The 24398-nt window shown below is 68.4% G+C and carries 23 protein-coding genes; 21 read left to right on the top strand and 2 right to left on the bottom strand.

Translation table 11 applies throughout. From position 1 onward, the window contains the following. Positions 1-42: 42 nt before the first annotated feature. The 4 genes from styC (at position 43) to DKG75_RS13400 (ending at position 4771) form a co-directional block, all read left to right on the top strand. Complete coding sequence (gene styC, locus DKG75_RS13385; protein ID WP_133637022.1) at positions 43-513, top strand: styrene-oxide isomerase StyC; 471 nt, start codon at positions 43-45, stop codon at positions 511-513. A gap of 215 nt (positions 514-728) precedes the next feature. Further along, positions 729-1883 carry an acyl-CoA dehydrogenase family protein gene (locus DKG75_RS13390; RefSeq protein WP_109921622.1) on the top strand — a complete coding sequence of 385 codons (1155 nt, stop codon included), beginning with the start codon at positions 729-731 and terminating at the stop codon, positions 1881-1883. Between the two features lie 4 nt (positions 1884-1887). Beyond that, complete coding sequence (locus DKG75_RS13395) at positions 1888-3066, top strand: acyl-CoA dehydrogenase family protein (protein ID WP_208112126.1); 1179 nt, start codon at positions 1888-1890, stop codon at positions 3064-3066. A gap of 73 nt (positions 3067-3139) precedes the next feature. Beyond that, complete coding sequence (locus DKG75_RS13400) at positions 3140-4771, top strand: AMP-binding protein (protein WP_109921623.1); 1632 nt, start codon at positions 3140-3142, stop codon at positions 4769-4771. Positions 4772-4783: 12 nt separating this feature from the next. Here DKG75_RS13400 and DKG75_RS13405 read toward each other — a convergent pair whose 3' ends face one another. After that, positions 4784-5275 carry a MarR family winged helix-turn-helix transcriptional regulator gene (locus DKG75_RS13405; RefSeq protein WP_109921624.1) on the bottom strand — a complete coding sequence of 164 codons (492 nt, stop codon included), beginning with the start codon at positions 5273-5275 and terminating at the stop codon, positions 4784-4786. Between the two features lie 96 nt (positions 5276-5371). On the opposite strand from DKG75_RS13405, the gene DKG75_RS13410 reads away from it, so the two are divergent. The 12 genes from DKG75_RS13410 (at position 5372) to DKG75_RS13465 (ending at position 18819) form a co-directional block, all read left to right on the top strand. Beyond that, a complete protein-coding gene (locus tag DKG75_RS13410) occupies positions 5372-6139 on the top strand; it encodes a glucose 1-dehydrogenase (protein WP_109921625.1) in 768 nt (255 codons plus the stop codon). A 316-nt stretch (positions 6140-6455) separates the two neighbouring features. After that, the gene (locus DKG75_RS13415; RefSeq protein WP_109921626.1) at positions 6456-7784 is read left to right on the top strand and encodes a DcaP family trimeric outer membrane transporter; all 1329 of its coding nucleotides are present in this window, start codon (positions 6456-6458) and stop codon (positions 7782-7784) included. A gap of 138 nt (positions 7785-7922) precedes the next feature. After that, positions 7923-8717, top strand: coding sequence for a 2-ketocyclohexanecarboxyl-CoA hydrolase (badI, locus tag DKG75_RS13420; protein ID WP_109921627.1), 795 nt, complete (start codon positions 7923-7925; stop codon positions 8715-8717). Positions 8718-8730: 13 nt separating this feature from the next. Then, a complete protein-coding gene (locus tag DKG75_RS13425) occupies positions 8731-10773 on the top strand; it encodes a 3-hydroxyacyl-CoA dehydrogenase NAD-binding domain-containing protein (protein ID WP_109921628.1) in 2043 nt (680 codons plus the stop codon). Positions 10774-10780: 7 nt separating this feature from the next. Further along, on the top strand, positions 10781-11515 hold the full coding sequence (locus tag DKG75_RS13430) for an electron transfer flavoprotein subunit beta/FixA family protein (RefSeq protein WP_109921727.1): 735 nt from the start codon (positions 10781-10783) through the stop codon (positions 11513-11515). A 14-nt stretch (positions 11516-11529) separates the two neighbouring features. Further along, positions 11530-12474, top strand: coding sequence for an electron transfer flavoprotein subunit alpha/FixB family protein (locus DKG75_RS13435; RefSeq protein WP_109921629.1), 945 nt, complete (start codon positions 11530-11532; stop codon positions 12472-12474). Between the two features lies 1 nt (position 12475). Further along, positions 12476-13675 (top strand): 3-oxoadipyl-CoA thiolase, encoded by a 1200-nt coding sequence (locus DKG75_RS13440; protein ID WP_109921630.1) that lies wholly within the window; start codon positions 12476-12478, stop codon positions 13673-13675. Positions 13676-13677: 2 nt separating this feature from the next. Further along, on the top strand, positions 13678-14442 hold the full coding sequence (locus tag DKG75_RS13445; RefSeq protein ID WP_208112127.1) for an enoyl-CoA hydratase/isomerase family protein: 765 nt from the start codon (positions 13678-13680) through the stop codon (positions 14440-14442). A 26-nt stretch (positions 14443-14468) separates the two neighbouring features. After that, positions 14469-15665, top strand: a complete 1197-nt coding sequence (locus DKG75_RS13450) for an acyl-CoA dehydrogenase (protein WP_109921631.1) — start codon at positions 14469-14471, stop codon at positions 15663-15665. A 172-nt stretch (positions 15666-15837) separates the two neighbouring features. Beyond that, positions 15838-17082 (top strand): 3-hydroxybenzoate 6-monooxygenase, encoded by a 1245-nt coding sequence (locus DKG75_RS13455; protein WP_109921632.1) that lies wholly within the window; start codon positions 15838-15840, stop codon positions 17080-17082. After that, a complete protein-coding gene (gene gtdA / locus DKG75_RS13460) occupies positions 17075-18127 on the top strand; it encodes a gentisate 1,2-dioxygenase (protein WP_109921633.1) in 1053 nt (350 codons plus the stop codon). The genes DKG75_RS13455 and gtdA overlap by 8 nt, the downstream gene beginning before the upstream one ends. Next, entirely contained in the window at positions 18124-18819 is a 696-nt protein-coding gene (locus DKG75_RS13465; protein ID WP_109921634.1) for a fumarylacetoacetate hydrolase family protein, read from the top strand. Before gtdA ends, DKG75_RS13465 begins: the two co-directional genes overlap by 4 nt. A 3-nt stretch (positions 18820-18822) precedes the next feature. On the opposite strand, the gene DKG75_RS13470 is transcribed toward DKG75_RS13465, so the two are convergent. Further along, on the bottom strand, positions 18823-19290 hold the full coding sequence (locus DKG75_RS13470; RefSeq protein ID WP_109921635.1) for a MarR family winged helix-turn-helix transcriptional regulator: 468 nt from the start codon (positions 19288-19290) through the stop codon (positions 18823-18825). A gap of 140 nt (positions 19291-19430) precedes the next feature. Between DKG75_RS13470 and DKG75_RS13475 the strand changes: the two genes are divergently transcribed. The 5 genes from DKG75_RS13475 to DKG75_RS13495 all read left to right on the top strand — a co-directional run bounded on the left by DKG75_RS13475 (position 19431) and on the right by DKG75_RS13495 (position 24388). Continuing rightward, positions 19431-20225, top strand: a complete 795-nt coding sequence (locus DKG75_RS13475; RefSeq protein ID WP_109921636.1) for an SDR family NAD(P)-dependent oxidoreductase — start codon at positions 19431-19433, stop codon at positions 20223-20225. A gap of 124 nt (positions 20226-20349) precedes the next feature. After that, positions 20350-20982 carry a maleylacetoacetate isomerase gene (gene maiA / locus DKG75_RS13480; RefSeq protein WP_109921637.1) on the top strand — a complete coding sequence of 211 codons (633 nt, stop codon included), beginning with the start codon at positions 20350-20352 and terminating at the stop codon, positions 20980-20982. A gap of 12 nt (positions 20983-20994) precedes the next feature. After that, positions 20995-22485: an FAD-dependent oxidoreductase gene (locus tag DKG75_RS13485; protein WP_109921638.1), complete on the top strand. Its 1491-nt coding sequence runs from the start codon at positions 20995-20997 to the stop codon at positions 22483-22485. 231 nt (positions 22486-22716) lie between these two features. After that, positions 22717-22959 (top strand): hypothetical protein, encoded by a 243-nt coding sequence (locus DKG75_RS13490; protein ID WP_109921639.1) that lies wholly within the window; start codon positions 22717-22719, stop codon positions 22957-22959. Positions 22960-22969: 10 nt separating this feature from the next. After that, positions 22970-24388 carry an FAD-dependent oxidoreductase gene (locus DKG75_RS13495; RefSeq protein WP_109921640.1) on the top strand — a complete coding sequence of 473 codons (1419 nt, stop codon included), beginning with the start codon at positions 22970-22972 and terminating at the stop codon, positions 24386-24388. Positions 24389-24398: the final 10 nt, after the last annotated feature.

Genomic DNA, 24398 nt, shown 5'->3' on the forward strand with positions numbered 1-24398 from the left:
CCGGCCCATGGTCTTTTTTCCGGGCACGGAGAGAGTGGGAACATGAGCAACCTGCAAAGACGCATGATCGGCCACGGCGCCCTCGTCATGCTGGTGGCCTTCGCGGCCGGCGTCGGCCTGCTGGCCAGCCTGCTCGGCGGGCTGGAACTGGTCCCGGGCGAGATCATCGGCTTCGACCTGTTCGGGCCGACCGATGCCTGGGTGCGGGCCCATCTGGGCGGGATCCTGAACGCGATCATGGTCATCGTGGTGGCCCTGGCCCTGCCTGCGGTCGGCTTCGGCGAGGCCGGCGCCCGGCGCATCGGCTTCGCCATCGTGGCGACCGCCTGGGCCAATACGCTGTTCTACTGGGCGGCGCTGCTGTCGCCGAACCGGGCGCTCAGCTTCGGCGACAACCGCTTCGGCGAAAGCAACTGGATCGCCGTCGCCGGCCTCGCCCCGGCCCTGCTGTTCACCGTCGTCGTCATCGTCACCTTCATCGCCATCGCGCGCCGGGCCTTCGCCAGGGCGTGAGGCCGGCGCCGGCCCGCCCTGCCTGAGGCCGGCAGCGCGGGCCGGCGCTGAGAGACCGCCTGGAAGCCGCGGCCGGCTTCCATCGAGATATCGGCGCGCGGCCGCCGGGTGTGAGCGGGCAGAACCCGCCCGTGCCGGATCCTCCGGCTCAAATTTTATATCAAGGCATTGACATTAAAATCCGGGTGCGTAGATTGCGCTCAGGAGGAATATCAATGCCTTTACATAAAAGCGACCTGGAAGCGATCACCGCCGCCGTGCGCCGCTTCGTCGACGAAAGGCTGATCCCCGCCGAGGCGCGCGTGGCCGCGGCGGACGAGATCGATCCCGACATCGTGGACGGCATGCGCGAACTCGGCCTCTTCGGTCTTTCCGTGCCGGAGGAATACGGCGGCCTCGGCCTGACGATGGAGGAGGAAGTCCTCGTCATGCTCGAACTGGGCCGGGCCTCGCCAGCGTTCCGCTCGCTGGCGGCGACCAATGTCGGCATCGGTTCCCAGGGCATCTCGATCGACGGCACGGCGGCGCAGAAGGCCAGCTACCTGCCCCGCATCGCCACCGGCGAACTGATCGGTTCCTTCGCCCTGACCGAGCCGAACGTCGGCTCCGATGCCGTGGCCGTGCAGACCCGGGCGCGGCGGGACGGCGACCACTACGTCCTGAACGGCACCAAGCGCTTCATCACCAATGCGCCGCGCGCCGGGGTCTTCACCGTGATGGCGCGCACGGACCCGGACAAGCCGGGGGCCGCCGGCGTTTCCGCCTTCATCGTCGAGGCGGGCACGCCCGGCCTTTCGATCGGCAAGCCGGAAACCAAGATGGGGCAGAAGGGCTCCCATGTGGCCGACGTGGTGTTCGACGACTGCCGCGTGCCGGCGGCAAACATCATCGGCGGCATCGAGGGGCGCGGCTTCCACACGGCGATGAAGGTGCTCGACCGCGGCCGCCTCGGCATCGCCGCCGCCTGCACCGGCTTTGCCGAACGGATCGTCGGCGAATCCGTCGACTATGCCGCGACGCGGCGGCAGTTCGGCAAGGCGATCGCCGACTACCAGCTGATCCAGGCGATGATCGCCGACAGCCGGACCGAAGCCCTCGCCGCGCGCTGCATGGTGCTGGAGACGGCGCGGGCCAAGGATGCCGGGCGCGACGTCGGCATCGAGGCGTCGTGCTGCAAGCTGTTCGCCTCCGAGATGGTCGGGCGCGTCGCCGACCGCAATGTGCAGATCCATGGCGGCGCGGGTTACATCGCCGATTATCCGGCCGAACGCCATTACCGCGACGTCCGCCTCTATCGCATCTACGAGGGCACGTCGGAAATCCAGCGTCTGAAAATCGGCCGCGACACGGTTCGCGCCCGGGCGAGGTGAGACCATGAGCACGATCAACCCGGCGATCGCCGCCGGCCTGCCCTGCGGCTTCACCGAGGAGCAGGCGAGTTTCCGCGAGGCGGCGCTGCGCTTCGCCCGCGATGTCCTCGCCCCCGCCGGCCGCCGCTTCGAGGCCGAGGGCGCGGTTCCCCTCGACGTCCGCCGCTCGATGGGCGGGCTCGGCCTCATCGGCGCCGAATTTCCCGCCGCATACGGCGGCCTCGGGGTTTCCCATGTCACCTCGGGCGTTATCCTCGAGGCGATCTCGGAAGGCGATTTCAACACCGGCTACATCCAGCTGCTCGGCTCGCTGTGCGGCATGATCCTGGCGCGTTACGCCTCGCCCGAGATCGCGGCGGCGGTTCTGCCCCGGATCTGTTCCGGCCAGTCGATCGTGGCGCTGGCCCTGACCGAGCCGCAGGGCGGCTCGGATGCCGCGGCGCTGCGCCTCAAGGCGGTGCGCGACGGCGACGATTATGTCCTGACCGGGGAGAAGACCTCGATCTCCATGGCCGACCAGGCGGATTACGCCGTCGTCTTCGCCCGCACCGGCACCGAGGCGCAGAAGGCGCGCGGCATTTCCGCCTTCCTCGTCGACCTGGAGGCGCCGGGCATCAGCCGCACCCGTTTCCACGATCTGGGCCAGCTGGCCATCGGCCGCGGCTCGATCTTCTTCGATGCCGTCCGGGTCAAGGCCGCGGCGCGCCTGGGCGACGAGGGCATGGGCTTCGTCCAGGTCATGCAGGGTTTCGATTTCAGCCGCGCGCTGATCGGTCTGCAATGCCTGTCGATCGCCCGCGTCAGCCTGGCCGAAACCTGGAAATACGTGCAGGAGCGGAAGGCCTTCGGCAAGCCGCTGGCCGACAATCAGGGCGTCTCATTCCCCCTGGCGGAGGCGGAGACGATGGTCGAGGCGGCACGCCTGCTGTGCTACCAGACGCTGGCGGCCAAGGATGCCCACGCGCCCCATACCAAGGAGGCGGCGATGTGCAAGTGGTGGGCGCCCAAGCTCGCCTTCGAGGTGGTGCACCAATGCCTGCTGATGCACGGCCATGCCGGCTACAGCACCGAACTGCCCTTCGAGCAGCGCCTGCGCGATGTCCTCGGCCTGCAGATCGGCGACGGCACGGCCCAGATCATGAAGCTGATCATCGCCCGCGAGGCGCTGCGCGCGGCCGCCTGAGAAGCCACGAAAGCCCGGCAGAAGCCGGCCGGAAACAACAAAGGGGCCGGCCGGGTCCCAGGGAGACCGAAACATGACCGCTTATGGCAGCACCGCCCACAGGCGCGACGACATGGTGGCACAGGGATACTGGCGGGATATCACCCTGCTCGACCATCTCGCCCGCGTCGTCGCCGAAACCCCGGACAAGACCGCCCTGGTCGCCAACCGGGCCGAAAGCGGCGAGACCCGCCGCTTCACCTTCGCCGACCTCGATCGCCTGTCCGACCTCGTCGCCCTGTCACTGCGGGCGCTCGGCGTCGGGCGGGGCGACGTCGTCTCGTTCCAATTGCCGAACTGGTGGGAATTCACCGTCCTGCATCTCGCCAGCCTGAAGCTCGGCGCGATCAGCAATCCGCTGATGGTGATCTTCCGCGAACGCGAGCTGGCCTTCATGCTCGGCCTTGCGGAAAGCAAGGTCCTGGTCGTGCCGCACCGCTTCCGCGGCTTCGACTATCCGGCCTTGGCGGCCGACGTCCAGGCCCGCCTGCCCGCGCTGGGGCATGTCTTCGTCGCCGGCGGCACCGGCGACAACGCCTTCGACCGCCTGCTGGCCCCCGCGGCGGGCGAGGCCGGGCGGGCGGCGCTGAAACCCTATCCGCTGGCGGCCGACGACGTCGTCCAGCTGCTCTATACCAGCGGCACGACCGGGGAGCCGAAGGGGGTGATGCATACCTCCAACACCATGCTCTCCAACCTGGTGCCCTTCGCCGCGCGGCTGCGCCTCGGCGCCGACGACGTGATCCACATGCCGTCGCCCATGGCCCACCAACTCGGTTTCATGTACGGCCTGGTGCTGCCCGTGGTCCTGGGGGCGACCGCCGTGCTGCAGGATATTTTCGCCGCGCCCGAAATGGCGCGCCAGATCGCCGACGAGCGGGCGACCTTCACCATGGGTGCGACGCCGTTCCTGAACGACCTCACCGGCCATGTCGAGACCACCGGCCAGGGCACGCCCACGCTGTCGGTCTTTGTTTCCGCGGGGGCGCCTATTCCCCGGGCCCTGGTCGCGCGGGCGCGGGCGGCGCTCGGCGCTGCCGTCGTCTCCGCCTGGGGCATGTCGGAGAACGGCGCCGTCACCACCACGCGGCCGGAAGACGGCGCGGACAAGACGACCTCGACCGACGGCCTCGCCCTGCCCGGGATGGAGGTGCGCGTGATCGACGCCCAGGGCAACCTGCTGGCGCCGGGCGAAGAGGGCATGCTGCAGGTGCGCGGCTGCTCCAATTTCGTCGGCTACATGAAGCGGCCCGATCTTCCCGGCCTGTCGGCGGAAGGCTGGTTCGATACCGGGGATATCGCCCGCATGGATGCGGAGGGCTATATCCGTATCGCCGGGCGTTCCAAGGACATCATCGTGCGCGGCGGCGAGAACATCCCGGTGGTCGAGGTCGAGGAACTGCTGTTCAAGCATGCCGCGGTCGCCGCGGTCGCCGTCGTCGGCTATCCGGACCTGCGCCTGGGCGAGCGTGCCTGCGCCTTCGTCGTCCTGCGCGAGGGGGCGTCCTTCAGCTTCGAGGCGATGATCGCCTATCTGAAGGAACAGCGGATGGCGCAGCAGTATTTCCCCGAACGGCTGGAGATCGTGGACGAGCTGCCGCGCACCCCGAGCGGCAAGATCCAGAAATTCCGCCTGCGCGAGATCGCCGCCCGGCCCGGGGCCTGAACGGCGATGGCCTCAGACCTCCTCCAGCCCCAGCTTCAGCCGGTCCAGCAGGCGGTAGAGCGCCAGCTTCTCCTCCATGCTGAAGCCGGCGAGGGAGCGGTTGTAGAACTCGTCGATCCTGACCAGCATCCGGTCCCAGGTGGCATCGCCGAGCGGGGTCAGGCGGATGCGCCGGCTGCGGCCGTCGTCCGGGTCCTTCACCCGCTCGACCCAGCCCCGCGCCTCCAGCCGGTCGATCACCGGCGTCAGGTTCTGGCGGCTGACCGAGAGAAACTCCAGAAGTTCCTTCACCGTCATGCCCCGCTGGTGGCTGCGGGGGCGGGCAAGGGCGCCGAGCACGGCCCATTGCTGGGTCGTGGTGCCGAAGGCCGACATGAAGCGGGTGCCGTTCTTGTGCAGCAGGTTGGAGGCCTGGTAGAGCCGGAAGTACAGGCGGTTCGAAAGATCGAAAATCGCCTGGTCGATCTGTTCGCTTCCGGCTGCCGCCGTCTTGGCCTTCGTCATCAAGGACACCCCGTTCTTCAAACAATACCTTGCCATAACCAGTCTATAGCAAGGGTCGAATACAGCAAGATTCCCGACGAAGATAGAGGTTGAGAGATGAGCGATTTCAGCAACAGGACCGTCGTCATTACCGGGGGCGCGGGCGGCATCGGTTCGGCCACCGTCGCCCATTTCGCCGGCCTCGGCGCCAAGGTCGCGGTCTACGACCGCAACCTCGAAGCGGCGGAAAAAGTAGCGGCGACGGTGACCGCCGCCGGCGGCATCGCCAAGGCCTTCGCCTGCGACATCACCGATCGCGCCGCGGTCGAGGCGGCGGTGGCCGCGACCGAGGCGGAGCTGGGCCCGATCGAGGTCCTGGTCAACAATGCCGGCTGGGATGTCTTCCGTCCCTTCCTGAAGACGACGCCTGCGGAATGGGAGAAGCTGATCGCCATCAACCTGACCGGCGCCCTGCACATGCATCATGTGGTCGTGCCCCTGATGGCGGCGCGGAAATCGGGCCGGGTGATCAACATCGCCTCCGACGCCGCCCGGGTGGGCTCGTCGGGCGAGGCGGTCTATGCCGCCTGCAAGGCGGCGCTGGTCGCCTTCTCGAAGACCATGGCGCGCGAACACGCCCGCGACCAGATCACCTTCAACGTGGTCTGCCCCGGCCCGACCGATACCGCCCTCTTCGCCGAATACAAGGAAGGCGCCGGCAATCCGGAAAAGCTGCTCGAAGCCTTCCGCCGCTCGATCCCGCTCGGCCGCATCGGCCAGCCGGCCGACCTGCCGGGCGCCATTTCCTTCTTCGCCAGCGATGCAGCCGGTTACATCACCGGCCAGGTGCTGTCCGTCTCCGGCGGCCTGACCATGGCCGGCTGACGGCGGGGGGCGGAGCCGGCCGCGGGCACACGGCCGGTTCCGCTTTCGACGTTCGATGGAATTGACAGTGTACATAAAATAAGAATACTTAGTAATTGGCCGGCATGATCCGGACGATGAAGAACGATGCGGCCGCAAAGGCGCAGACCGGGGGAAACGCAATGAACGCAAGCCTGCAAGGCGCCTGAGGCGCATCGCCATTCGCAATCCGTAACGGTGTAACCGCAGTCGTTTTCACGGCTGGGGCTGAAGCTCGCGGTCCCTTGGCCGCGGGAAGGGCGGCGCTTTGCCGAAATCCAGGATAAGGGGATGCAACATGTTGAAGCATAAGGGCAGGAAATTGATCGCCGGGACGGCGTTGGCTTGCGTGCTGGGCGCGCCGGGCATCGCGGCGGCGGATGCGGAAATGGATGCGCTGAAGCGCCAGATCGACCAGTTGCAGCGCCAGCTGAACGATATCCAGGCGCGCCAGGCGACGGTCGAGAAAAAGCAGGAAGAGGCACTGACCGAGGCCGACCTCAAGGGTTCGATGCCCGGCTCGATCCGCATTCCGGGCACCAGCACCTCGCTGAAGATCGGCGGCTATGTGAAGCTGGACGGCACCTATGACATGGGGCCGTCCATGGGCTCGGTGGTGACGCCGGATGCGATGCCGCTGGACGGCACCCGGGAACGGGACGGCGCCTTCGGCTTCAATGCCCGCCAGACCCGCCTGAACGTGACGACCGAAACCCCCTTCGACGGCTTCACCGCCCGGTCCGTGCTCGAGATCGATTTCTACGGCTCGGGCGGGACGGAAGCCTATACCAATTCGGTCAGCCCCCGGCTGCGCCATGCCTATATCACCGCCGGGCCCTTCACCATCGGCCAGACCTGGACCACCGCCTACGACCTGGTGGCGGCGCCCGAGAAGCTGGACTTCGGCGGTCTCCCCGCCGAACTGGCGCTGCGCCAGCCCCAGGTGCGCTATACCCATGCGGAGGGGGCGGGAACCTTCTCGGTCGCGCTGGAAAATCCGGAAAGCGATTTCATCGGCAATGTCGCGGCGAACAATTCCAACCCGGCGGCGACCGGCGGCATTTCCGGCCTCGCCGATCCCAATTTCGACCGCCTGCCGGACCTGACCGTCCGCTACGCCCATAAGTTCGACTGGGGCCATCTGGCGGGCTTTGCCATCGCGCGCGAGATCACGGCCGATACGGCGACGGCGGATGATTCCGTCCTTGGCTGGGGTGTCGGCCTGTCGGGTTCGGTGAAATTCCTGGAGAAGGACAAGTTCGGCTTCCAGGCCCTCTACGGCGAAGGCGTCAACCGCTACATGACGCTGTCCTACCGCCAGAGCGCGAGCTTCGACGGCACCGATCTCGATGCCCTGCCGTCCTGGGGCGGGACCTTCACCGTCCAGCACCATTGGGACGATATGTTCCGCAGCAATGTGACCTTCGCCTACCACCGCATCGAGAACAACAGCACGGTGCCGCAGACGGCGAACAAGGAAATGCTGACGTTCCACGGCAATATCATCGCCGCGATCATTCCGGCACTCGACGTCGGCCTCGAATACAGCCACGCCCAGCGCGAGACGGAAGGCGGCCAGACCGGCAGCGCCGACCGCCTGCAAGCCTCCGTCATGTACAAGTTCTGAGTTTCGGCCCCTCCAACGCGCCCCGGGCGGCAGAAATGCTTGCCCGGGGATTTTTCCGGCCATATATAACAATGCATTGACATAAATATCCGGGGCGCCTAGCGTGACGCCCGGAACAAGCAAGGGAGAGGCTCCAGGATGACCGCCTACGAAGACATCACCTATGAAGTGCGCCCGGCCGGCGTCGCCCGCATCACCATCAACCGCCCCGACCGCTACAATGCCTTCCGGGGCCAGACGGTCGAGGAATTGATCCATGCCTTCCAGGTCGCGGGCTGGGACAAGTCGATCGGCGTGATCGTACTGACCGGCGCCGGCGACAAGGCGTTCTGCACCGGCGGCGACCAGGGCGCCCATGACGGCCAATACGACGGCCGCGGCACCATCGGCCTGCCCATCGACGAATTGCAGAGCCTGATCCGCGACGTGCCGAAGCCGGTGATCGCGCGGGTGGCCGGTTTCGCCATCGGCGGCGGCAATGTGCTGGCCACCATCTGCGACCTGACCATCGCTTCCGAAAAGGCGCAGTTCGGCCAGGTCGGGCCCAAGGTCGGCTCGGTCGATCCGGGCTTCGGCACGGCCTATCTGGCGCGGATCGTCGGCGAGAAGCGCGCCCGCGAGATCTGGTACCTGTGCCGTCGCTACACGGCGGCGGAAGCGCTGCAACTCGGCCTCGTCAATGCGGTCGTCCCGCATGAGGAGCTGGACGCGGAAGTGGATCGCTGGTGTGCCGAACTGATCGAGCGCAGCCCGACCGCGATCGCGCTGGCTAAGAGGTCCTTCAACGCGGATACGGAGAGCATCCGGGGCATCTCCTCCCTCGGCATGGCGGCGCTCAGCCTCTATTACGATACGGATGAATCGAAGGAAGGCGGCGTTGCCTTCCGCGAGAAGCGCAAGCCCGAGTTCCGCCGCTTCACCCAAGGCAAGTGAAGGGGAACAAGCGATGAGCGCGGTGGCTGAAACCCCGGTGGTGGCGACAAGGCGCCAGGGGCGGGTGATGGTGGTCGAGATCGCCAATCCGCCGGTCAATGCGCTGTCCGCCGCTGTCCGCCAGGGCCTGCTCTCGGCCCTGCGCGCGGCGGAGGCGGCGCGCGGCGTCACCGCCCTGGTGCTGACCGGCGGGGCCGCGCGCTTCGTCGCCGGCGCCGACATCCGGGAATTCGGCCACCCGCCCGTGCCCCCCAGCCTGCCCGAGGTGCTGGAAGCCATCGCCGGCAGCCCCCTGCCAGTGGTCGCGGCCATCGGCGGGGCCGCCCTTGGCGGCGGTCTCGAACTGGCGTTGGCCTGCGATGGCCGGGTGGCCAATATCGGCGCCAGCCTTGGCCTGCCCGAGGTCAATCTCGGCATCATTCCCGGCGCCGGCGGCACCCAGCGCCTGCCGCGCCTGATCGGCCTTGCCCGCGCCATCGAGATGATCGCCGGGGGCAAGCCGGTGCCGGCCAAGAAGGCGGCCGGCATGGGCCTCGTCGATCGCGTGGTCGAGGGCGATCCCCTGCCGGCGGCCATCGCCCTGGCCGAAACCCTGACCGGCAAGCACCGCCTGTCCGACCTTACCCCCCCGGCCACGGGGGATGTCGAGGCCGCCATCGCCGCCGCCTGCCCCAGGGGCAAGGCACCGGCCGCCGTTCTCGCGGCGATCAAGGTGATCCGCGAAGGGGCCGCATTGCCCTTTGCCGAAGGCCTCGCCCTCGAACGCCGGACCTTCATCGAACTTCGCGACAGCGAGGAAGCGGCGGCCCGCCGCCACCTGTTCCTGGCCGAACGCAGCGCCCCCCGGATCGACGGCCTGAGCGCCCCCGCCAAGGCCATCGGCCTTGTCGGCGTCATCGGTGCCGGCACCATGGGCACGGGGATCACGCTGGCGCTGATCGCCGCCGGCTTCCCCGTGATCCTGGTCGAGCGGGACGCGGCCGGGCTCGACCGGGGGATCGAGCGCATTCGCGACCAATTGGCCCGCAGGGTCGCGGCCAGCCGCCTGACGGCGGAAGCCATGGCGGCGCAACTGGCCCTGATCACCGGGGCGACAGAGCTTGCCACCCTGGCCCCGGTCGATCTGGTGATCGAGGCGGCCTTCGAGGATATGGCGGTGAAGCGCGAGCTGTTCGCCACCCTCGACCGCATCACCCGCCCCGACGCCATTCTCGCCACCAATACATCCTATCTCGACGTGAACGAGATCGCGGACGTTACCACAAGGCCGGAAAAGGTGCTGGGCCTGCATTTCTTCAGCCCGGCCCATGTCATGCGCCTGCTCGAAATCGTGCGGGCGGCGCAAACGGGGGACGAGGCCCTGGCGACCGCACTGGCGCTGGCGAAGAAGATCGGCAAGCTGGCGGTGGTCGCCGGGGTTTGCGACGGCTTCATCGGCAATCGCATTTTCTCCGCCTATCGCCGGCAATGCGAATTCCTGCTGGAGGAAGGGGCGACGCCCGAGGCGGTGGACGGTGCGCTGGAAGCCTTCGGTTTCGCCATGGGGCCTTTCGCGGTCGCCGATCTCGCCGGCCTCGATATTTCCTGGAGCCGGCGGAAGCGTCTCGCCGCCAGCCGCGACCCGCGCGAACGCTATTCGTCGGTGGCGGACACGCTTTGCGAAGCCGGGCGCTTCGGCCAGAAGACCGGCGCCGGCTGGTACCGATACCCGGGCCGGGAGCCCGACCCCATCGTCCATCGGGCGATCGAGGATGCGGCGGCCAGGGCCGGCATCACCCGCCGGCCCTTGGGCCCGGCGGAAATCCAGCAGCGTGTCCTGGCGGCCATGGTGAACGAGGCGGCCCTGGTGCTCGAGGACGGCATCGCCGCCCGGCCGTCCGACATCGATATCGTGCTGGTCCATGGCTACGGCTTTCCGGCGGCCAAGGGCGGGCCGCTGTTCTGGGCGTCCCGCCAGGAGCGGGCGGCCCTCGAGACGGCGCTCGAGGCGGTCGCGCAGTCCACCGGTTTCGGCTTCCGCCGGGGCCGACTTCCCACCCTTCCGAGCGAGACTTGAAATGGCCCTGAAGATCCTGGTGCCGGTGAAGCGCGTCGTCGATTACAACGTGAAGATCCGGGTGAAGCCCGATGGTTCTGGCGTCGATCTCGCCAATGTGAAGATGGCGATGAACCCCTTCGACGAAATCGCGGTCGAGGCGGCGCTGCGCCTCCGCGAGGCCGGCAAGGCGGGCGAGATCGTCGTCGTTTCCATCGGCCCGGCGGGCAGCGCCGAGACGATCCGCACCGCGCTCGCCATGGGCGCCGACCGGGGCATTCACTACAAGACGGAAGAGACGGTCGAACCGCTCGCCGTCGCCAAGGTGCTGAAGGCGGTGGCCGAGGCGGAGGCGCCGGGCCTCGTCATCCTGGGCAAGCAGGCGATCGACGACGACAGCAACCAGACCGGCCAGATGCTGGCGGCCCTGCTCGGCTGGGGGCAGGCGACCTTCGCCTCCACCCTCGACGTGACGGAGACGGCCGCGACGGTGACCCGCGAGATCGACGGCGGCCTGCAAACCATCGAGGTGGCGCTGCCGGCCATCGTCACCGCCGACTTGCGCCTGAACGAGCCGCGCTATGCCTCCCTGCCCAACATCATGAAGGCCAAGAAGAAGCCGCTGGAAGAACGGGCCCTCGATGGGATCGATGCCGCCCCGCGCCTCGAGGTCCTGCGGACGGAAGAGCCGGCGGGCCGGAAGGCGGGGATCAAGGTGGCATCGCCCGAAGAGCTGGTCGAGCACCTGCGCGGCGTGCTGTAAGGGAAGGAAACAAGATGGCCATTCTGCTGCTTGCCGAACACGACAACCGTCAGCTTTCCGACCAGACGGCAAAGGCCCTGACGGCGGCCCGTGCTCTTGGCGGCGACATCCACCTGCTGGTTGCCGGGCAGGCCGCCGCAACCGTTGCCGGGGCGGCGGCGGCCCTCGATGGCGTCGCCAAGGTGCTGGTCGCGGATCACGCGCTGCTGGCCGATCAACTGGCGGAGCCGGTGGCGGCCCTGGTCGTCGCCCTGGCGCCGGCCTATGCGGCCGTGGTCGCGCCGGCCACCGCCCAGGGCAAGAATGTCCTGCCGCGGGTGGCGGCACTTCTCGATGTCATGCAGGTCTCGGATGTGATCGAAGTGGTTGCACCCGATATTTTCAAGCGCCCGATCTATGCCGGCAACGCGATCCAGACCGTGAAGACGGCGGACAAGGTGAAAGTGCTCACCATCCGCACCGCCGCCTTCGCCCCCGCCGGGGCGGCAGCGCAACCGGCCGCCCCGGTGGAGACGGTCGAGGTCGGCACGCTGCCCGCCCTGTCCCGCTTCATCGAGGCGAAGCTCTCGGTCAGCGCGCGGCCGGAACTGACTTCGGCCAGGATCATCGTCTCCGGCGGGCGGGCCCTTGGCTCGGCCGAGAAATTCAACGACGTCATCCTGTCGCTGGCCGACAAGCTGGGCGCGGCGGCCGGGGCCAGCCGGGCGGCGGTCGATGCGGGCTATGCCCCGAACGACTGGCAGGTCGGCCAGACCGGCAAGGTGGTGGCGCCGGATCTCTATATCGCGGTCGGCATTTCCGGGGCGATCCAGCATCTCGCCGGCATGAAGGACAGCAAGGTGATCGTCGCCATCAACAAGGACGAGGAAGCGCCGATCTTCCAGGTCGCCGATTACGGGCTGGTGGGCGACCTGTTCCAGGTGCTGCCGGCGCTCGAAGCCGCGCTGGAGGGCCGCTGACATGACCGATGCCTTTCTCTACGACGGTATCCGCACTCCCTTCGGCCGCCATGCCGGCGGCCTTGCCCCGGTGCGGCCGGACGATCTCCTGGCCGGGGCGATTGCCGCCCTGGTCGGCAAGACCGGCGTGCCGGGCGAGGCGATCGAGGAAGTGATCGTCGGCTGTGCCAATCAGGCGGGCGAGGATTGCCGGAATGTTGGCCGCCACGCCCTGCTGCTGGCCGGCCTGCCCGATCGCGTGGCCGGGCAGACCGTGAACCGCCTCTGCGGGTCGGGCCTTGCCGCCGTGATCGATGCGGCCCGCGCGGTGAAGACCGGGGAGGGCGATCTCCTCATCGCCGGCGGGGTGGAAAGCATGACCCGCGCCCCCTTCGTCATCCCGAAGAGCGAAAGCGCCTTCGGCCGCGATGCCCGGATCTATGACACCACCATCGGCTCGCGCTTCCCGAACCGGAAGTTCACCGCGGCCTTCGGCGATGATTCCATGCCCGAGACGGCGGAAAATGTCGCCGCCGACCTCGGCCTGTCGCGGGAGGCGGGCGACGGCTTCGCCGCCCGGTCCCAGGCGAATTATGCCCGGGCGCTGGCCGAAGGCTTCTACGAGGGCGAGATCATCCCCGTTTCCCTGCCCGGGCCGAAGGGCACGGTGAAGACGGTGGCGGCGGACGAACATCCCCGCCCGCAATCGGATGCCGCCGCGCTGTCGGGCTTGAAGCCCTTGCGCGCCGGCGGGGTCGTCACCGCCGGCAATGCCTCCGGCATCAACGACGGCGCGGCTGCCCTGCTGATCGGCAGTGCCGCGGCCGGGGAACGCCTGGGCAAGGCGCCCATGGCCCGGCTGGTCTCGGCCGCCGTTGCCGGCGTCGCCCCCCGGATCATGGGGGTGGGGCCCGCCTATGCCATCCCGAAGGCGCTGGACCGGGCCGGCCTGACCCTGGCCGACATGGACCTGATCGAGATCAACGAGGCTTTCGCGGTGCAGGTGCTCGGCTGCCTGAAACTGCTGGACCTCGGCTTCGACGATGCGCGGGTCAACCCCAATGGCGGCGCTATTGCCATCGGCCATCCGCTGGGGGCTTCCGGTGCCCGGCTGGCCCTGACGGCGGCGCGGCAATTGCAGCGCAGCCAAGGGCGCTATGCCGTCGTCTCCCTCTGCATCGGCGTCGGCCAGGGCATTGCCCTGGTGATCGAAAGGCTCTGACCATGCGCGATTCCTACATGAAGCTGGCCTTCGAGGGAGCGGTGGCGACACTCACCCTGTCGCGGGCGCCGGTGAATGCGGTGGACGACGATTTCCTGGCCGATCTCGACCAGGCCTTGAGCGCCGTCGAAGTGCGCGACGACCTGGCGGTGCTCCGCATCCGCAGCGACCAGCGGGTGTTCTGCGCCGGGGCCGACCTTCGCCTCGTCGCCGGCCGGTTGCAGGATGCGGCGGGGGCGGCGGCCATGGTGACCACGGTCCGGCGCTTCCACGCGGTCTATGACCATCTCGCCTCCCTGCCGGTGGTGACGGTGGCCGAGATTACCGGGCATGCCCTGGGCGGCGGGCTGGAACTGGCGCTGGCCTGCGATCTCCGCGTCGTCTCGGACCGGGCGAAGCTGGGCCTGCCCGAGGCGAAGGTGGGCTTGCTGCCCGGCGCCGGCGGCACCCAGCGCCTGACCGAGCTTTGCGGCCCCGGCGTTGCCGCGCGGGTGATCCTGACCGGCGACCTGATCCCCGGCGAAGAGGCGGAGCGGATCGGCCTTGCCCAATGGGTCTTTCCGCAGGCGGATTTCGAGGCGGGCGCCGATGCCATCGCGGCCCGTATCGCCGGGCTGTCGCCCGAAGCCCTGCGCGCCTCGAAGAATTGCGTGCGCATTGCCGCGACCATCAGCCAGGCGGGTGTCGCCGCCGAGATCAGCGGCATCGGCCGCCTGATGCGCAGCAAGGATACGGAACGCCGGGTCCACGCCTTCCTCGGGGCATGACCGACAAGACTTCAGGGAGATATTCGATGAGCACCAAAGCGGCCTATGCCCCCTTCGTCTGGCAGGACCCCTTCCTGCTCGACGACCAGCTGACCGAGGACGAGCGGATGATCCGCGATACCGCCCGGGCCTTCGCCCAGGCGGAATTGCTGCCCCGCGTCGAACAGGCCTATCTGGATGAAGTGACCGATCCCGGCCTCTTCCCCCTGATGGGCGATGCCGGGCTGCTCGGCGTTACCCTGCCGGAAGAATATGGCGGCGCCGGCGCGTCCTATGTCGCCTATGGCCTGGTCGCGCGGGAGGTGGAGCGGGTCGATTCCGGTTACCGCTCGATGATGAGCGTGCAGGCCTCCCTCGTGATCTATCCGATCTATGCCTATGGCTCGGAGGAACAGCGCCGCAAGTATCTGCCGGGCCTCGCCTCCGGCCGGCTGATCGGCTGTTTCGGCCTGACCGAGCCCGATGCCGGCTCCGACCCCGGCTCGATGAAGACCAGGGCGCAGAAGATCGCGGGTGGCTATCGCCTGACCGGGTCCAAGATGTGGATTTCCAATGCACCCATCGCCGATGTCTTCGTCGTCTGGGCGAAATCGGAGGCTCATGGCGGCGAGATCCGGGGCTTCGTCCTCGAGAAGGGCATGACGGGCCTGTCGGCGCCGAAGATCGGCGGCAAGCTGTCGCTCCGCGCCTCGATCACCGGCGAGATCGTGATGGACGGGGTCGAGGTGGGCGAAGATGCCCTGCTGCCCAATGTCGCCGGCCTGAAGGGGCCTTTCGGCTGCCTGAACCGGGCGCGTTACGGCATTTCCTGGGGCGCGCTCGGCGCGGCCGAGGATTGCTGGCTGCGCAGCGTGCAATACGGCCTCGACCGGACGCAATTCGGCAAGCCGCTGGCCGGCACCCAATTGTTCCAGAAGAAATTCGCCGACATGCAGACCGAGATCGCCCTCGGGCTGCAAGCCTCGCTCCGCGTCGGGCGGCTGTTCGACGAGGGGCAACTGGCGCCGGAGATGGTCTCCCTCGTCAAGCGCAACAATTGCGGCAAGGCGCTGGATATCGCCCGCGTGGCCCGCGACATGCACGGCGGCAATGGTATCCAGATCGGTTACCACGTGATGCGCCATGCCCAGAACCTCGAAACCGTGAATACCTATGAAGGCACCCACGATGTCCACGCCCTGATCCTCGGCCGGGCGCAGACCGGCATCCAGGCCTTCTTCTGATCCTTCCCTGAGCCCTCGGCAGGATCTCTCCCCTGCCAGCCTCGGCCCGCCGGTGCCCTGCACCCGGCGGGTCTTTTTTTGCTGCCGGGATATTGACAGTATACTTATTATAAGAATACTGAGCAAATAACGGGCGCAAGGCCCGGCGGGGAAAACAGTGGAAGGAAGCGTCATGGGCGATCGGGAAGTCTTGATTGCGGGGGGCGGCATCGGCGGGCTGGCGGCGGCCCTCGGGCTGGCGGGCGGGGGCTTTCGGGTCCATGTGCTGGAAAAGGCGCCGGCCCTTGGCGAGATCGGCGCCGGCATCCAGCTGGGCCCCAATGCCTTTCACGCCTTCGACTTCCTCGGGATCGGGGTGCAGGCCCGCGCCATGGCGGTCTTCGTCGACCGCCTGCGCCTGATGGATGCCCTGACGGCCGAGGAAATCGCCGGCATCCCGCTGGACGAGCCGTTCCGCAAGCGTTTCGGCAATCCTTACGCGGTGATCCACCGGGGCGACATGCATGGCGTCTTCCTGCGCGCCTGCCAGAACCACCCGAACATCCGCCTCAGCGTGAACAGCGAAGTGGTGGATTACGACCAGGACGGCGGCAGCGTCACCGCCCTGCTGGCCAGCGGCGCCCGGGTCACCGGCTCGGTGCTGATCGGCGCCGACGGGCTGTGGTCGAAGATCCGCGCCCGGGTGGTGGGCGACGGCCAGCCCCGGGTCTCGGGCCATACCACCTATCGCTCGGTCATCCCGACCGAACAGATGCCGGAAGACCTGCGCTGGAATGCGGCCACCCTCTGGGCCGGGCCGCATTGCCATATCGTCCATTACCCGCTGTCAGACTGGAAGAATTTCAACCTCGTCGTAACCTCCCACAACGACGCGCCGGCGCCTGTCGCCGGTGTCCCCGTCGCGACCGAGACGGTGCTGGCCGAATTCGAGCACGTCCATGACAAGGCCCGGCAGATCATCCGCCACGGCACCAATTGGAAGGCCTGGGTGCTGTGCGACCGCGAGCCGGTGGGCAATTGGGTCGATGGCCGGGTCGCCCTGCTCGGCGATGCCGCCCACCCGATGATGCAATATTTCGCCCAGGGCGCCTGCATGGCGATGGAAGATGCGGTCTGCCTGTCCCATGCGCTGAGCACCGGGCGCGACGATCCGGCGGCAGCGCTCGCAACCTATCGCGACCGCCGGGTGCTGCGCACGGCACGGGTGCAGTTGCAATCGCGCGAGATCGGCAAGCACATCTATCACCCGTCGGGCGTCCACGCCGAATTGCGCAATCTGGTCATGCGGGCGAAAAGCCCGGCCGACTGGTACGACACGCTGGCCTGGATCTATGGCGGCGATCCCCTGACCCAGGCGGCGGTCGCCGCCGATCCGATGCCGCTGGCCGCCCCGGCCGGGAAGGTGGCCCATGGCTGAGGCCCTTGCCAACGACCAATCCCGCCAGCTCGACCATCTCTATGACGAGCTGAAGCCGCACAGCCTCTATCCGCTCTGGACCGTGCTTTCGGCCCTGGTGCCGCCGGAACCCGCGTCGGGCGCGCTGCCCTGGGCCTGGGACTATGGGCCGATGCGCGATTATCTGCTGCGCGCCGGCGACCTGATCAGCGCCGAACAGGCAGAGCGCCGGGTGCTGATCCTGGAAAACCCCGGCCTGCCCGGCACATCCGGCATTACCACCAGCCTTTACGCCGGGCTGCAATTGATCCTGCCGGGCGAAGTCGCACCCTGCCACCGCCATGCCCAGAGCGCGCTTCGCTTCGTCCTCGAAGGGGAGGGGGCTTTCACCGCCGTCGATGGCGAGAAGGCGATCATGCATCCCTTCGACCTGGTGCTGACGCCGGGCGGCCAATGGCACGACCATGGCAATCACACCGGGCGGCCGATGATCTGGCTCGACGGGCTGGACATCCCGACCGTGCGCGCCTTCGACGCCGGCTTTGCGGAAAAGCTCGGCGCCTCGGCCCATCCCGAAACGGTGCCGCCTGGCGATACCGGCGCCCGCTACGGCCGCAACCTCCGCCCGGTGAAGGGCACGGCGGCGGATCGGCGCCCGGCGCATCAGCCGCTGTTCCACTACCCTTACGCCGACTGGCGGCCCAGCCTGGATGCGCTGGCGCAATCGGGCCTGCCGGACCCGCATTTCGGCCATGCGCTGGAATTCCTGAACCCGGCCGATGGCGGCGCGATCATGGCGACGATTTCCGCCCATGTCCGCCTGCTGCCCGCTGGTTTCGAGACCCGGCCCCGGCGCTCCACCGACGGCACGATCTTCGTCGTCGTCGAGGGCGACGGCGAGGCGGAAATCGCCGGCCGGACCGTGACATTGCAGGAGCGCATGGTCTTCGTCGTGCCGTCCTGGAAGGAATTGCGCCTGCGCGCCGGGCGGGACCTCGTCCTCTTCGCCTATTCCGACCGCACGTCCCAGGAAAAGCTGAACCTCTTCAAGGAGCATTGCGCGTGAGCCCGCTGCCGCCCATTCCCGCCCCGACTTTTGCGAAGACCGTGGACGGTGCCGATTTCCCCGTGCGCCGGGTCTTCTGCGTCGGCCGGAACTATGCCGAACATGCCCGCGAGATGGGCCGCGACCCGGACCGGGAGCCGCCCTTCTTCTTCACCAAATGGGCCGAGACCGTGGTGCCGGACGGCGCCCTCGTGCCCTATCCGCAGAAGACCGCCAATTTCCACTACGAGGCGGAACTGGTCGTCGCCATCGGCAGGAGCGGGCGGGACATTCCGGCAGCGGCAGCGCTCGGCCATGTCTTCGGCTATGCGACCGGCCTCGACATGACCCGGCGCGACCTGCAACTCCAGGCCCGCAGCGAAGGCCGGCCCTGGGACACGGGCAAGAATGTCGAAGCCTCGTCGCCTCTCGGCCTGATCCATCCGGTGGCAACACTAGGCGCGGCCGACCGGGGCGCGATCGAGCTGACGGTGAACGGGGTCGTCAAGCAGAAGGCCGATCTCGCTGACCTGATCTGGCCGGTGGCGGATATCGTCGCCTTCCTCTCCGGCCTCTACCGGCTGGAGCCGGGGGATCTGATCTATACCGGCACGCCGGCCGGCGTCGGCCCGGTGGTGGCGGGCGATGCGATCGTGGTGACGATCGACGGCCTGTCGCCGCTCGCCGTCACCATCGGCCCGCCGGCGGCCTGAGGCTCAGGGCCTGTCGTCGATGCGCAGCGGCGCGCTGGTCACTTCGTTGTTCTCGGTCGTCAGCTTCTGCAGCAGGGCGACGAAGGTCTTGCGCTCCTTCTCCGACAGGGGCGCGAGCAGCCGGTCCTGGACCCGGGTCACCGGATCTTCGACGTCGCCGACCAATTGTTCGCCCGTGGCGGTCAGATACAGCAGCTTCTGGCGCTTGTCCTCGGCACTGGGGCGGCGGGCGACGAGGCCGCGGGTTTCCAGCCGCTCGATCACATTGCCGATGGTCGAGCGGTCGAAGGCGATCATGGCGGAAAGCCGGGTGGCATCCACCCCCGGCCGCTCGCCGATGGCGACCAGGGCCGAATATTGCACCGGGGTGATGCCGAAAGCGGCGCATTCGTCGAGGAACAGGGCCCAGGAAATCTGATGCGCCCGGCGGATCAGGTGGCCGGGACGGGCATAAAGGTCGGCGAGGGACATGGTGTTGGAACTCCGCAGGCGGCGCCGGCCATATCGACAGAATACTGAATGATCGCCCCGGCAGCATAGCCGAAGCGACCGACGCATCCAACCACCCGTGCGTTACGGGACCGGCAGAGAAAAGAAACGGGAGGCAGGCAATGGCACGGCTGAAGGACAAGGTGATCCTGGTGACCGGCGGGGCAAGGGGGCTGGGCGAGGCGGAAGCCCGCCGTTTCGCGGCGGAAGGCGCCCTGGTCGCGATCTGCGACCGGCTGGAAAAGGAAGGCACCGAAACGGCGGCGGATATCGTCGCGGCCGGCGGCCGCGCCCGCTTCTTCCCCCTCGACGTGACGGACGAATCGGCCTGGGACGCCGCTGCCGCCGCCGTGGCGGCCTGGGGCGGCGGGCTGCACGGCCTCGTCAACAATGCCGGCGTCGTCAATCGCACGGGTACCATGGGCACCACGCTCGCGGCCTGGACCCAGGTGCTTGCGGTCAACCTCAGCGGGGCCTTCCTCGGCATCCGGGCGGTCGCCCCCCACATGCGCGCTGCCGGCGGCGGGGCGGTGGTGAACATCGCCTCGGTCGCAGCCTATACCGGGCACAATGATCCCGCCTATTCGACCACCAAGGCCGGCATCCTGGGGCTCACCCGCTCGGCGGCGATGGAATTCGTCGATTGGGGCATCCGGGTGAATGCGGTTTCGCCCGGCATCATCGTCACCGCGCTGAACAATGGCGGCGCCCATCTCGAACCCTGGCGCCGCGCCACCCCGCTTGGCCGCTACGGCCGGATGGAGGAAGTGGCGAACACCGTGCTGTTCCTGCTGTCCGACGAGGCGGGCTTCATCACCGGCGAGGATATCGCCGTCGACGGCGGCTTCAAGGCGGGCGGGGCGGCAAGGCGCATTTCGCTTGAAGCCGGCATCGACCTGACGGCGCCCGGGACCTGAAAAAATATATGGCAATGAGTTGATATAACGTATAGAGACAATAAGGAACGAACAGAATGACCGGACCCCGTCAAAAGGTCGGACAAGGGAGGGGGCGGTGCCACGGCACGGCCCTGGGCGGACGATGAAACTTCACGGTTATTACCGGAGTGGTGCGTCCTGGCGCGTGCGGATTGCCCTGAACCTCAAGGGCATCGCGGTGGACCATGTCTTCCACCACCTGCGCAAGGGCGAACAGCGGGCGCCTGACTTCCTCGCCCTCAATCCCCAGGGGCTGGTGCCGGCGCTCGAGGCCCCGGGAGGCGTGCTCACCCAGTCGCTGGCCATCGTCGAATGGCTGGATGAAACCGTGCCGGTTCCGGCCCTGCTGCCGCGCGGCGATGCCTTCCGCCGGGCGCGGGTGCGCGCCTTCGCGCAAGTGATCGCCTGCGATACCCATCCGGTGCAGAATCTGAAGGTCCTGAACCGTCTCGCCGCCGAAGGCATGGCGGAAGCGGCAGTCGAGGCCTGGCCGCGCTGGGTGATCGGCAACGGGCTTGCCGCCTGCGAAGCCCTGATCGCGACGGAAGACGGCCCCTTCTGCTTCGGGGCCAGCCCCGGCCTCGCCGATCTCTGCCTGGTGCCGCAACTGGCCAATGCCCGGCGTTTCGGCCTCGATCTTTCACCCTATCCCCGGCTTCTCGCGGCGGAGGCGGCCTGCGCTGCCCTGCCGGCCTTCATCGACGCGGCCCCTGGCCGCCAGCCGGATGCGGAATAGGGGGAACGCCAGATGATCCGTGAAGAAACCGATATCATCGTCGTCGGCGGGGGCGGTTCGGGCCTGACCGCGGCGATCTTTGCCCGCCAGGCCGGGGCCAAGGTGATCCTGCTCGAAAAGCACGAGGAATTGCGCGGTTCGACCGGGCTTTCCATCGGCTCGATCACCGCCAGCGGCACCTGGCACCAGAAGCGGGCCGGCGTCACCGACAGCGCGGATGCCCATTTCGAGGATATGGGGGCCATGGCCCGCAAATTCCTGGGCGATCTCGAAGCCGGCGACAATCTGGAACTGCGCCGCATCCTGGTCGACAATGTGACCGAAAGCGTCGACTGGCTGATGTCGCTGGGGGTTACCTTCTACGGCCCCATGCCGGAGCCGCCGCATCGCCAGCCGCGCATGCACAATATCCTGCCCAATTCCCGCGCCTATATCTGGTTCCTGGCGCGGGAGGCGAAGCGTGTCGGGGTCGATGCCCGCGTGCGCGCCACGGTCACCCGCCTGATCCTCGACGGCGGGAAAGTCGTCGGGGTGGAGGCGGCGGTCGGCGGCCGGGCGGTGGAACTGCGCGCCCGGAAGGCGGTGATCCTGGCGACCGGCGACTATTCGTCCAGCGGCGAATGGAAAGGCCGGTTCAACCCGGCGGTGGCGGATGTCGATGGTGTCAACACCACCAATGTCGGCGACGGCCACCGCTTCGGCGAGGAACTGGGGGCGGCGGTCAAATTCGGCCAGGTGGTCTATGGCCCGAACCTTCGCTTCATGCCGCCGGCAAAGCCGAGCCTGCTGCTCAGCCTGCCGCCCTGGCCCTGGTTCACCAAGGCCATGCGCATGGCGCTGGAACTTCTGCCGTCCTGGCTGCTGCGGCCCTTCATCCTGTCCTTCGTCACCACCTATCTCAGCCCCGAGCCCAGCATGTTCAAGGAAGGCTCGATCCTGGTGAACAAGCGCGGCGAGCGTTTCACCGACGAATTGGACAAGCCGACCTATGCCTTCGGCCCGCAGCCGGACAAGCAGGGCTTCATCGTCTTCGACGACGAGGTGGCGCAGAAATTCCGCAAGTGGCCCTATTTCATCTCGACCGCGCCGGGGGTGGCCTATGCCTATCTCGACGACTACCGCCGCACCCGGCCCGACCTTTACCACAAGGCGGCGACCATCGGCGAACTCGCCCGCTCGATGGGCGTGCCCGCCGAAGCGCTGGAGCGCACCGTCAGGGATTACAACGCCGAAACCCCGGGGACGGGCCGGCCGGCCCTGGCCAGGGGGCCGTTCTATGGCCTCGGCCCGGTGAAAAGCTGGATCATCCTGACCGACGGCGGCCTGACCGTGAACCGCCACCACCAGGTCACCAAGGTCGACGGCACGGTGGTGCCCGGCCTCTATGCCGTGGGGTCGGTCGGGCAGGGCGGGCTGCTGCTCGAAGGCCATGGCCATCACCTGGCCTGGGCCTTCACCTCGGGCCGCCTGGCCGCCCGCCATGCGGCCGCAAACCCGCGCTAGGTTCACATTGGAATATTGACAGTATGCAGAATAACAGCATACTGAGCAAATAACGGTGCCAGACAAGGCGCCGGGTCCAAGTAAAGCGGGGGCCGGCCTGGCCGTCACCCCCAGGGGTCGGAAAACGTCCGGGGACTGTCCCGCAGCCCGTTGCCGCGATGCGCGCTCGCGCGGTGTCGACGGGATCGGATTGCCGGTTTCCGACCCCCGGATGACAAAGGGGAGCGTGACGTGTCCGGGCAAGACTACCGTATTCCGACCTATCCGATCGTAACCTTCCTGGTCGCCAGGGGGATGGTGCTGGCCGCCGTCCTCGGCCTGGTGCCGCTGGCGGCCTCGGTGCTGCTGGCGCTGGCGGGCTGGCCGCCGCTGGTGGTCGCGGGCGGCGCCGTCGCCAGTCTCGTCCTCGGCGGGCTGCTCGCCTCCTATGTCGAGGTGCTGCGCATCATCGCCGACACCCTGATGCCGAAGTGAGGGCCGGGCGATGAGCGACCATCAGGATCTCGTCGTCGTCGGGGCCGGGCTGGCCGGCCTTGCCGCCGCCATCCGCGCGGCGGAGGACGGGCTTGCCGTCACCGTGCTGGAGGCCGGCGCCGAGGACGCCTATCTCTGCAACAGCCGCTATACCGGCGGCCTGTTCCATATCGCCATGGACGACATGGCGGGCGATCCCGCCTGGGTGCTGGACAATCTGCACCGGGCGACCCATGGCGAAACCGATCCGGCCCTCGCCGCCGCGCTGACCCGGAATGCCCGCCGCACCCTCGACTGGCTGCGCCGCCAGGGCATCCGCTTCATCAAGGCGGGGCCGGACGGGTTGCGCCGCAATTCCCTGGCCCCGCCGGGCGTGCGCCAGACCGGGCTGCATTGGCAGGGCCGGGCGGGCGACGTCATGCTGCGCACCCTGGGCGAGCGCCTGGCCCGCCTCGGCGGGCAATTGCACCGGGGGGCCGCGGCCGGGGAACTGATCCTGCGCGAGGGGGCGGTCGCCGGCGTCATCGCCACCATCGGCGGGGTAAGGGCCGAGATCCCGGCCCGTGCCGTGGTGCTGGCCGACGGCGGCTTCCAGGCGGATATGGAACTGATGCGCCGCTTCATCTCGCCGGCCCCGGAAAAACTGCTGATGCGGAACGCCGGCAGCGGCCGGGGGGCGGGCCTGCGCATGGCCGAGGCAGCGGGGGCGGCGCTCCGGGGCATGGATCGCTTCTATGGCCATATCCAATACCGCGAGGCGCTGACCGACCAGCGCTTCTGGCCCTATCCGGTGCTGGATTCGCTGGCCACCGCCGGCTTGGTGGTCGATGGCCTCGGCCGCCGCTTCTGCGACGAGGGGCTGGGCGGCGTCTATATCACCAATGAAATCGCCCGCCTGCCCGATCCCGCCGGTGCCTGGATCATTTTCGACGCGGCGATCTGGCAGGGGCCGGGTACCGACTGGCTGCTGCCCGCCAATCCCTATCTGCTGCAGGCGGGCGGGCGCCTGACCACGGCGGCGACGGTCCCCGATCTGGCCGCGGCGACCGGCCTGCCGGCGGCGGCGCTGGCGCAGACCCTGGCCGACTACAATGCGGCCATCGCCGCCGGCCAGCCCGAAGCCCAGGGGCGAAGCGCCGCGCGCTACAAGCCCTGGCCCATCCTGAAGGCGCCCTTCCATGCCGTGCCGATCGCTGCCGGCGTCACCTACACCATGGGCGGCATCGCCATCGATGCCGCGGCCCGGGTGCTGGATGGCGCGGGGCAACCGATCCCCGGCCTGTTCGCCGCCGGATCTTGCACCGGCGGCCTCGAAGGCGGCAGCAAGGCCGGCTATTCCGGCGGCCTGTCCAAGGCCGCCGTCTTCGGCCTGATCGCGGGCGAGACGGCGGCGGCAACCCTGGCCGCGTCCCTGGCGCGCCGGGCCTGACGGAGAACGA

It is taken from the genome of Zavarzinia compransoris (genome assembly GCF_003173055.1).
GTDB lineage: Bacteria > Pseudomonadota > Alphaproteobacteria > Zavarziniales > Zavarziniaceae > Zavarzinia > Zavarzinia compransoris.

Excerpts from the sequence above, each read along its gene's own strand:
- DKG75_RS13405 (WP_109921624.1), bottom strand. The coding sequence starts at position 5,275 with ATGACGAAGGCCAAGACGGCGGCAGCCGGAAGCGAACAGATCGACCAG.
- DKG75_RS13395 (WP_208112126.1), top strand. The coding sequence starts at position 1,888 with ATGAGCACGATCAACCCGGCGATCGCCGCCGGCCTGCCCTGCGGCTTC.
- gtdA (WP_109921633.1), top strand. The coding sequence starts at position 17,075 with ATGGCTGAGGCCCTTGCCAACGACCAATCCCGCCAGCTCGACCATCTC.
- DKG75_RS13425 (WP_109921628.1), top strand. The coding sequence starts at position 8,731 with ATGAGCGCGGTGGCTGAAACCCCGGTGGTGGCGACAAGGCGCCAGGGG.
- DKG75_RS13455 (WP_109921632.1), top strand. The coding sequence starts at position 15,838 with ATGGGCGATCGGGAAGTCTTGATTGCGGGGGGCGGCATCGGCGGGCTG.
- DKG75_RS13485 (WP_109921638.1), top strand. The coding sequence starts at position 20,995 with ATGATCCGTGAAGAAACCGATATCATCGTCGTCGGCGGGGGCGGTTCG.
- DKG75_RS13410 (WP_109921625.1), top strand. The coding sequence starts at position 5,372 with ATGAGCGATTTCAGCAACAGGACCGTCGTCATTACCGGGGGCGCGGGC.
- styC (WP_133637022.1), top strand. The coding sequence starts at position 43 with ATGAGCAACCTGCAAAGACGCATGATCGGCCACGGCGCCCTCGTCATG.
- DKG75_RS13440 (WP_109921630.1), top strand. The coding sequence starts at position 12,476 with ATGACCGATGCCTTTCTCTACGACGGTATCCGCACTCCCTTCGGCCGC.
- DKG75_RS13435 (WP_109921629.1), top strand. The coding sequence starts at position 11,530 with ATGGCCATTCTGCTGCTTGCCGAACACGACAACCGTCAGCTTTCCGAC.
- DKG75_RS13470 (WP_109921635.1), bottom strand. The coding sequence starts at position 19,290 with ATGTCCCTCGCCGACCTTTATGCCCGTCCCGGCCACCTGATCCGCCGG.
- DKG75_RS13475 (WP_109921636.1), top strand. The coding sequence starts at position 19,431 with ATGGCACGGCTGAAGGACAAGGTGATCCTGGTGACCGGCGGGGCAAGG.
- DKG75_RS13415 (WP_109921626.1), top strand. The coding sequence starts at position 6,456 with ATGTTGAAGCATAAGGGCAGGAAATTGATCGCCGGGACGGCGTTGGCT.
- DKG75_RS13445 (WP_208112127.1), top strand. The coding sequence starts at position 13,678 with ATGCGCGATTCCTACATGAAGCTGGCCTTCGAGGGAGCGGTGGCGACA.
- DKG75_RS13450 (WP_109921631.1), top strand. The coding sequence starts at position 14,469 with ATGAGCACCAAAGCGGCCTATGCCCCCTTCGTCTGGCAGGACCCCTTC.
- badI (WP_109921627.1), top strand. The coding sequence starts at position 7,923 with ATGACCGCCTACGAAGACATCACCTATGAAGTGCGCCCGGCCGGCGTC.
- DKG75_RS13400 (WP_109921623.1), top strand. The coding sequence starts at position 3,140 with ATGACCGCTTATGGCAGCACCGCCCACAGGCGCGACGACATGGTGGCA.
- maiA (WP_109921637.1), top strand. The coding sequence starts at position 20,350 with ATGAAACTTCACGGTTATTACCGGAGTGGTGCGTCCTGGCGCGTGCGG.
- DKG75_RS13390 (WP_109921622.1), top strand. The coding sequence starts at position 729 with ATGCCTTTACATAAAAGCGACCTGGAAGCGATCACCGCCGCCGTGCGC.
- DKG75_RS13495 (WP_109921640.1), top strand. The coding sequence starts at position 22,970 with ATGAGCGACCATCAGGATCTCGTCGTCGTCGGGGCCGGGCTGGCCGGC.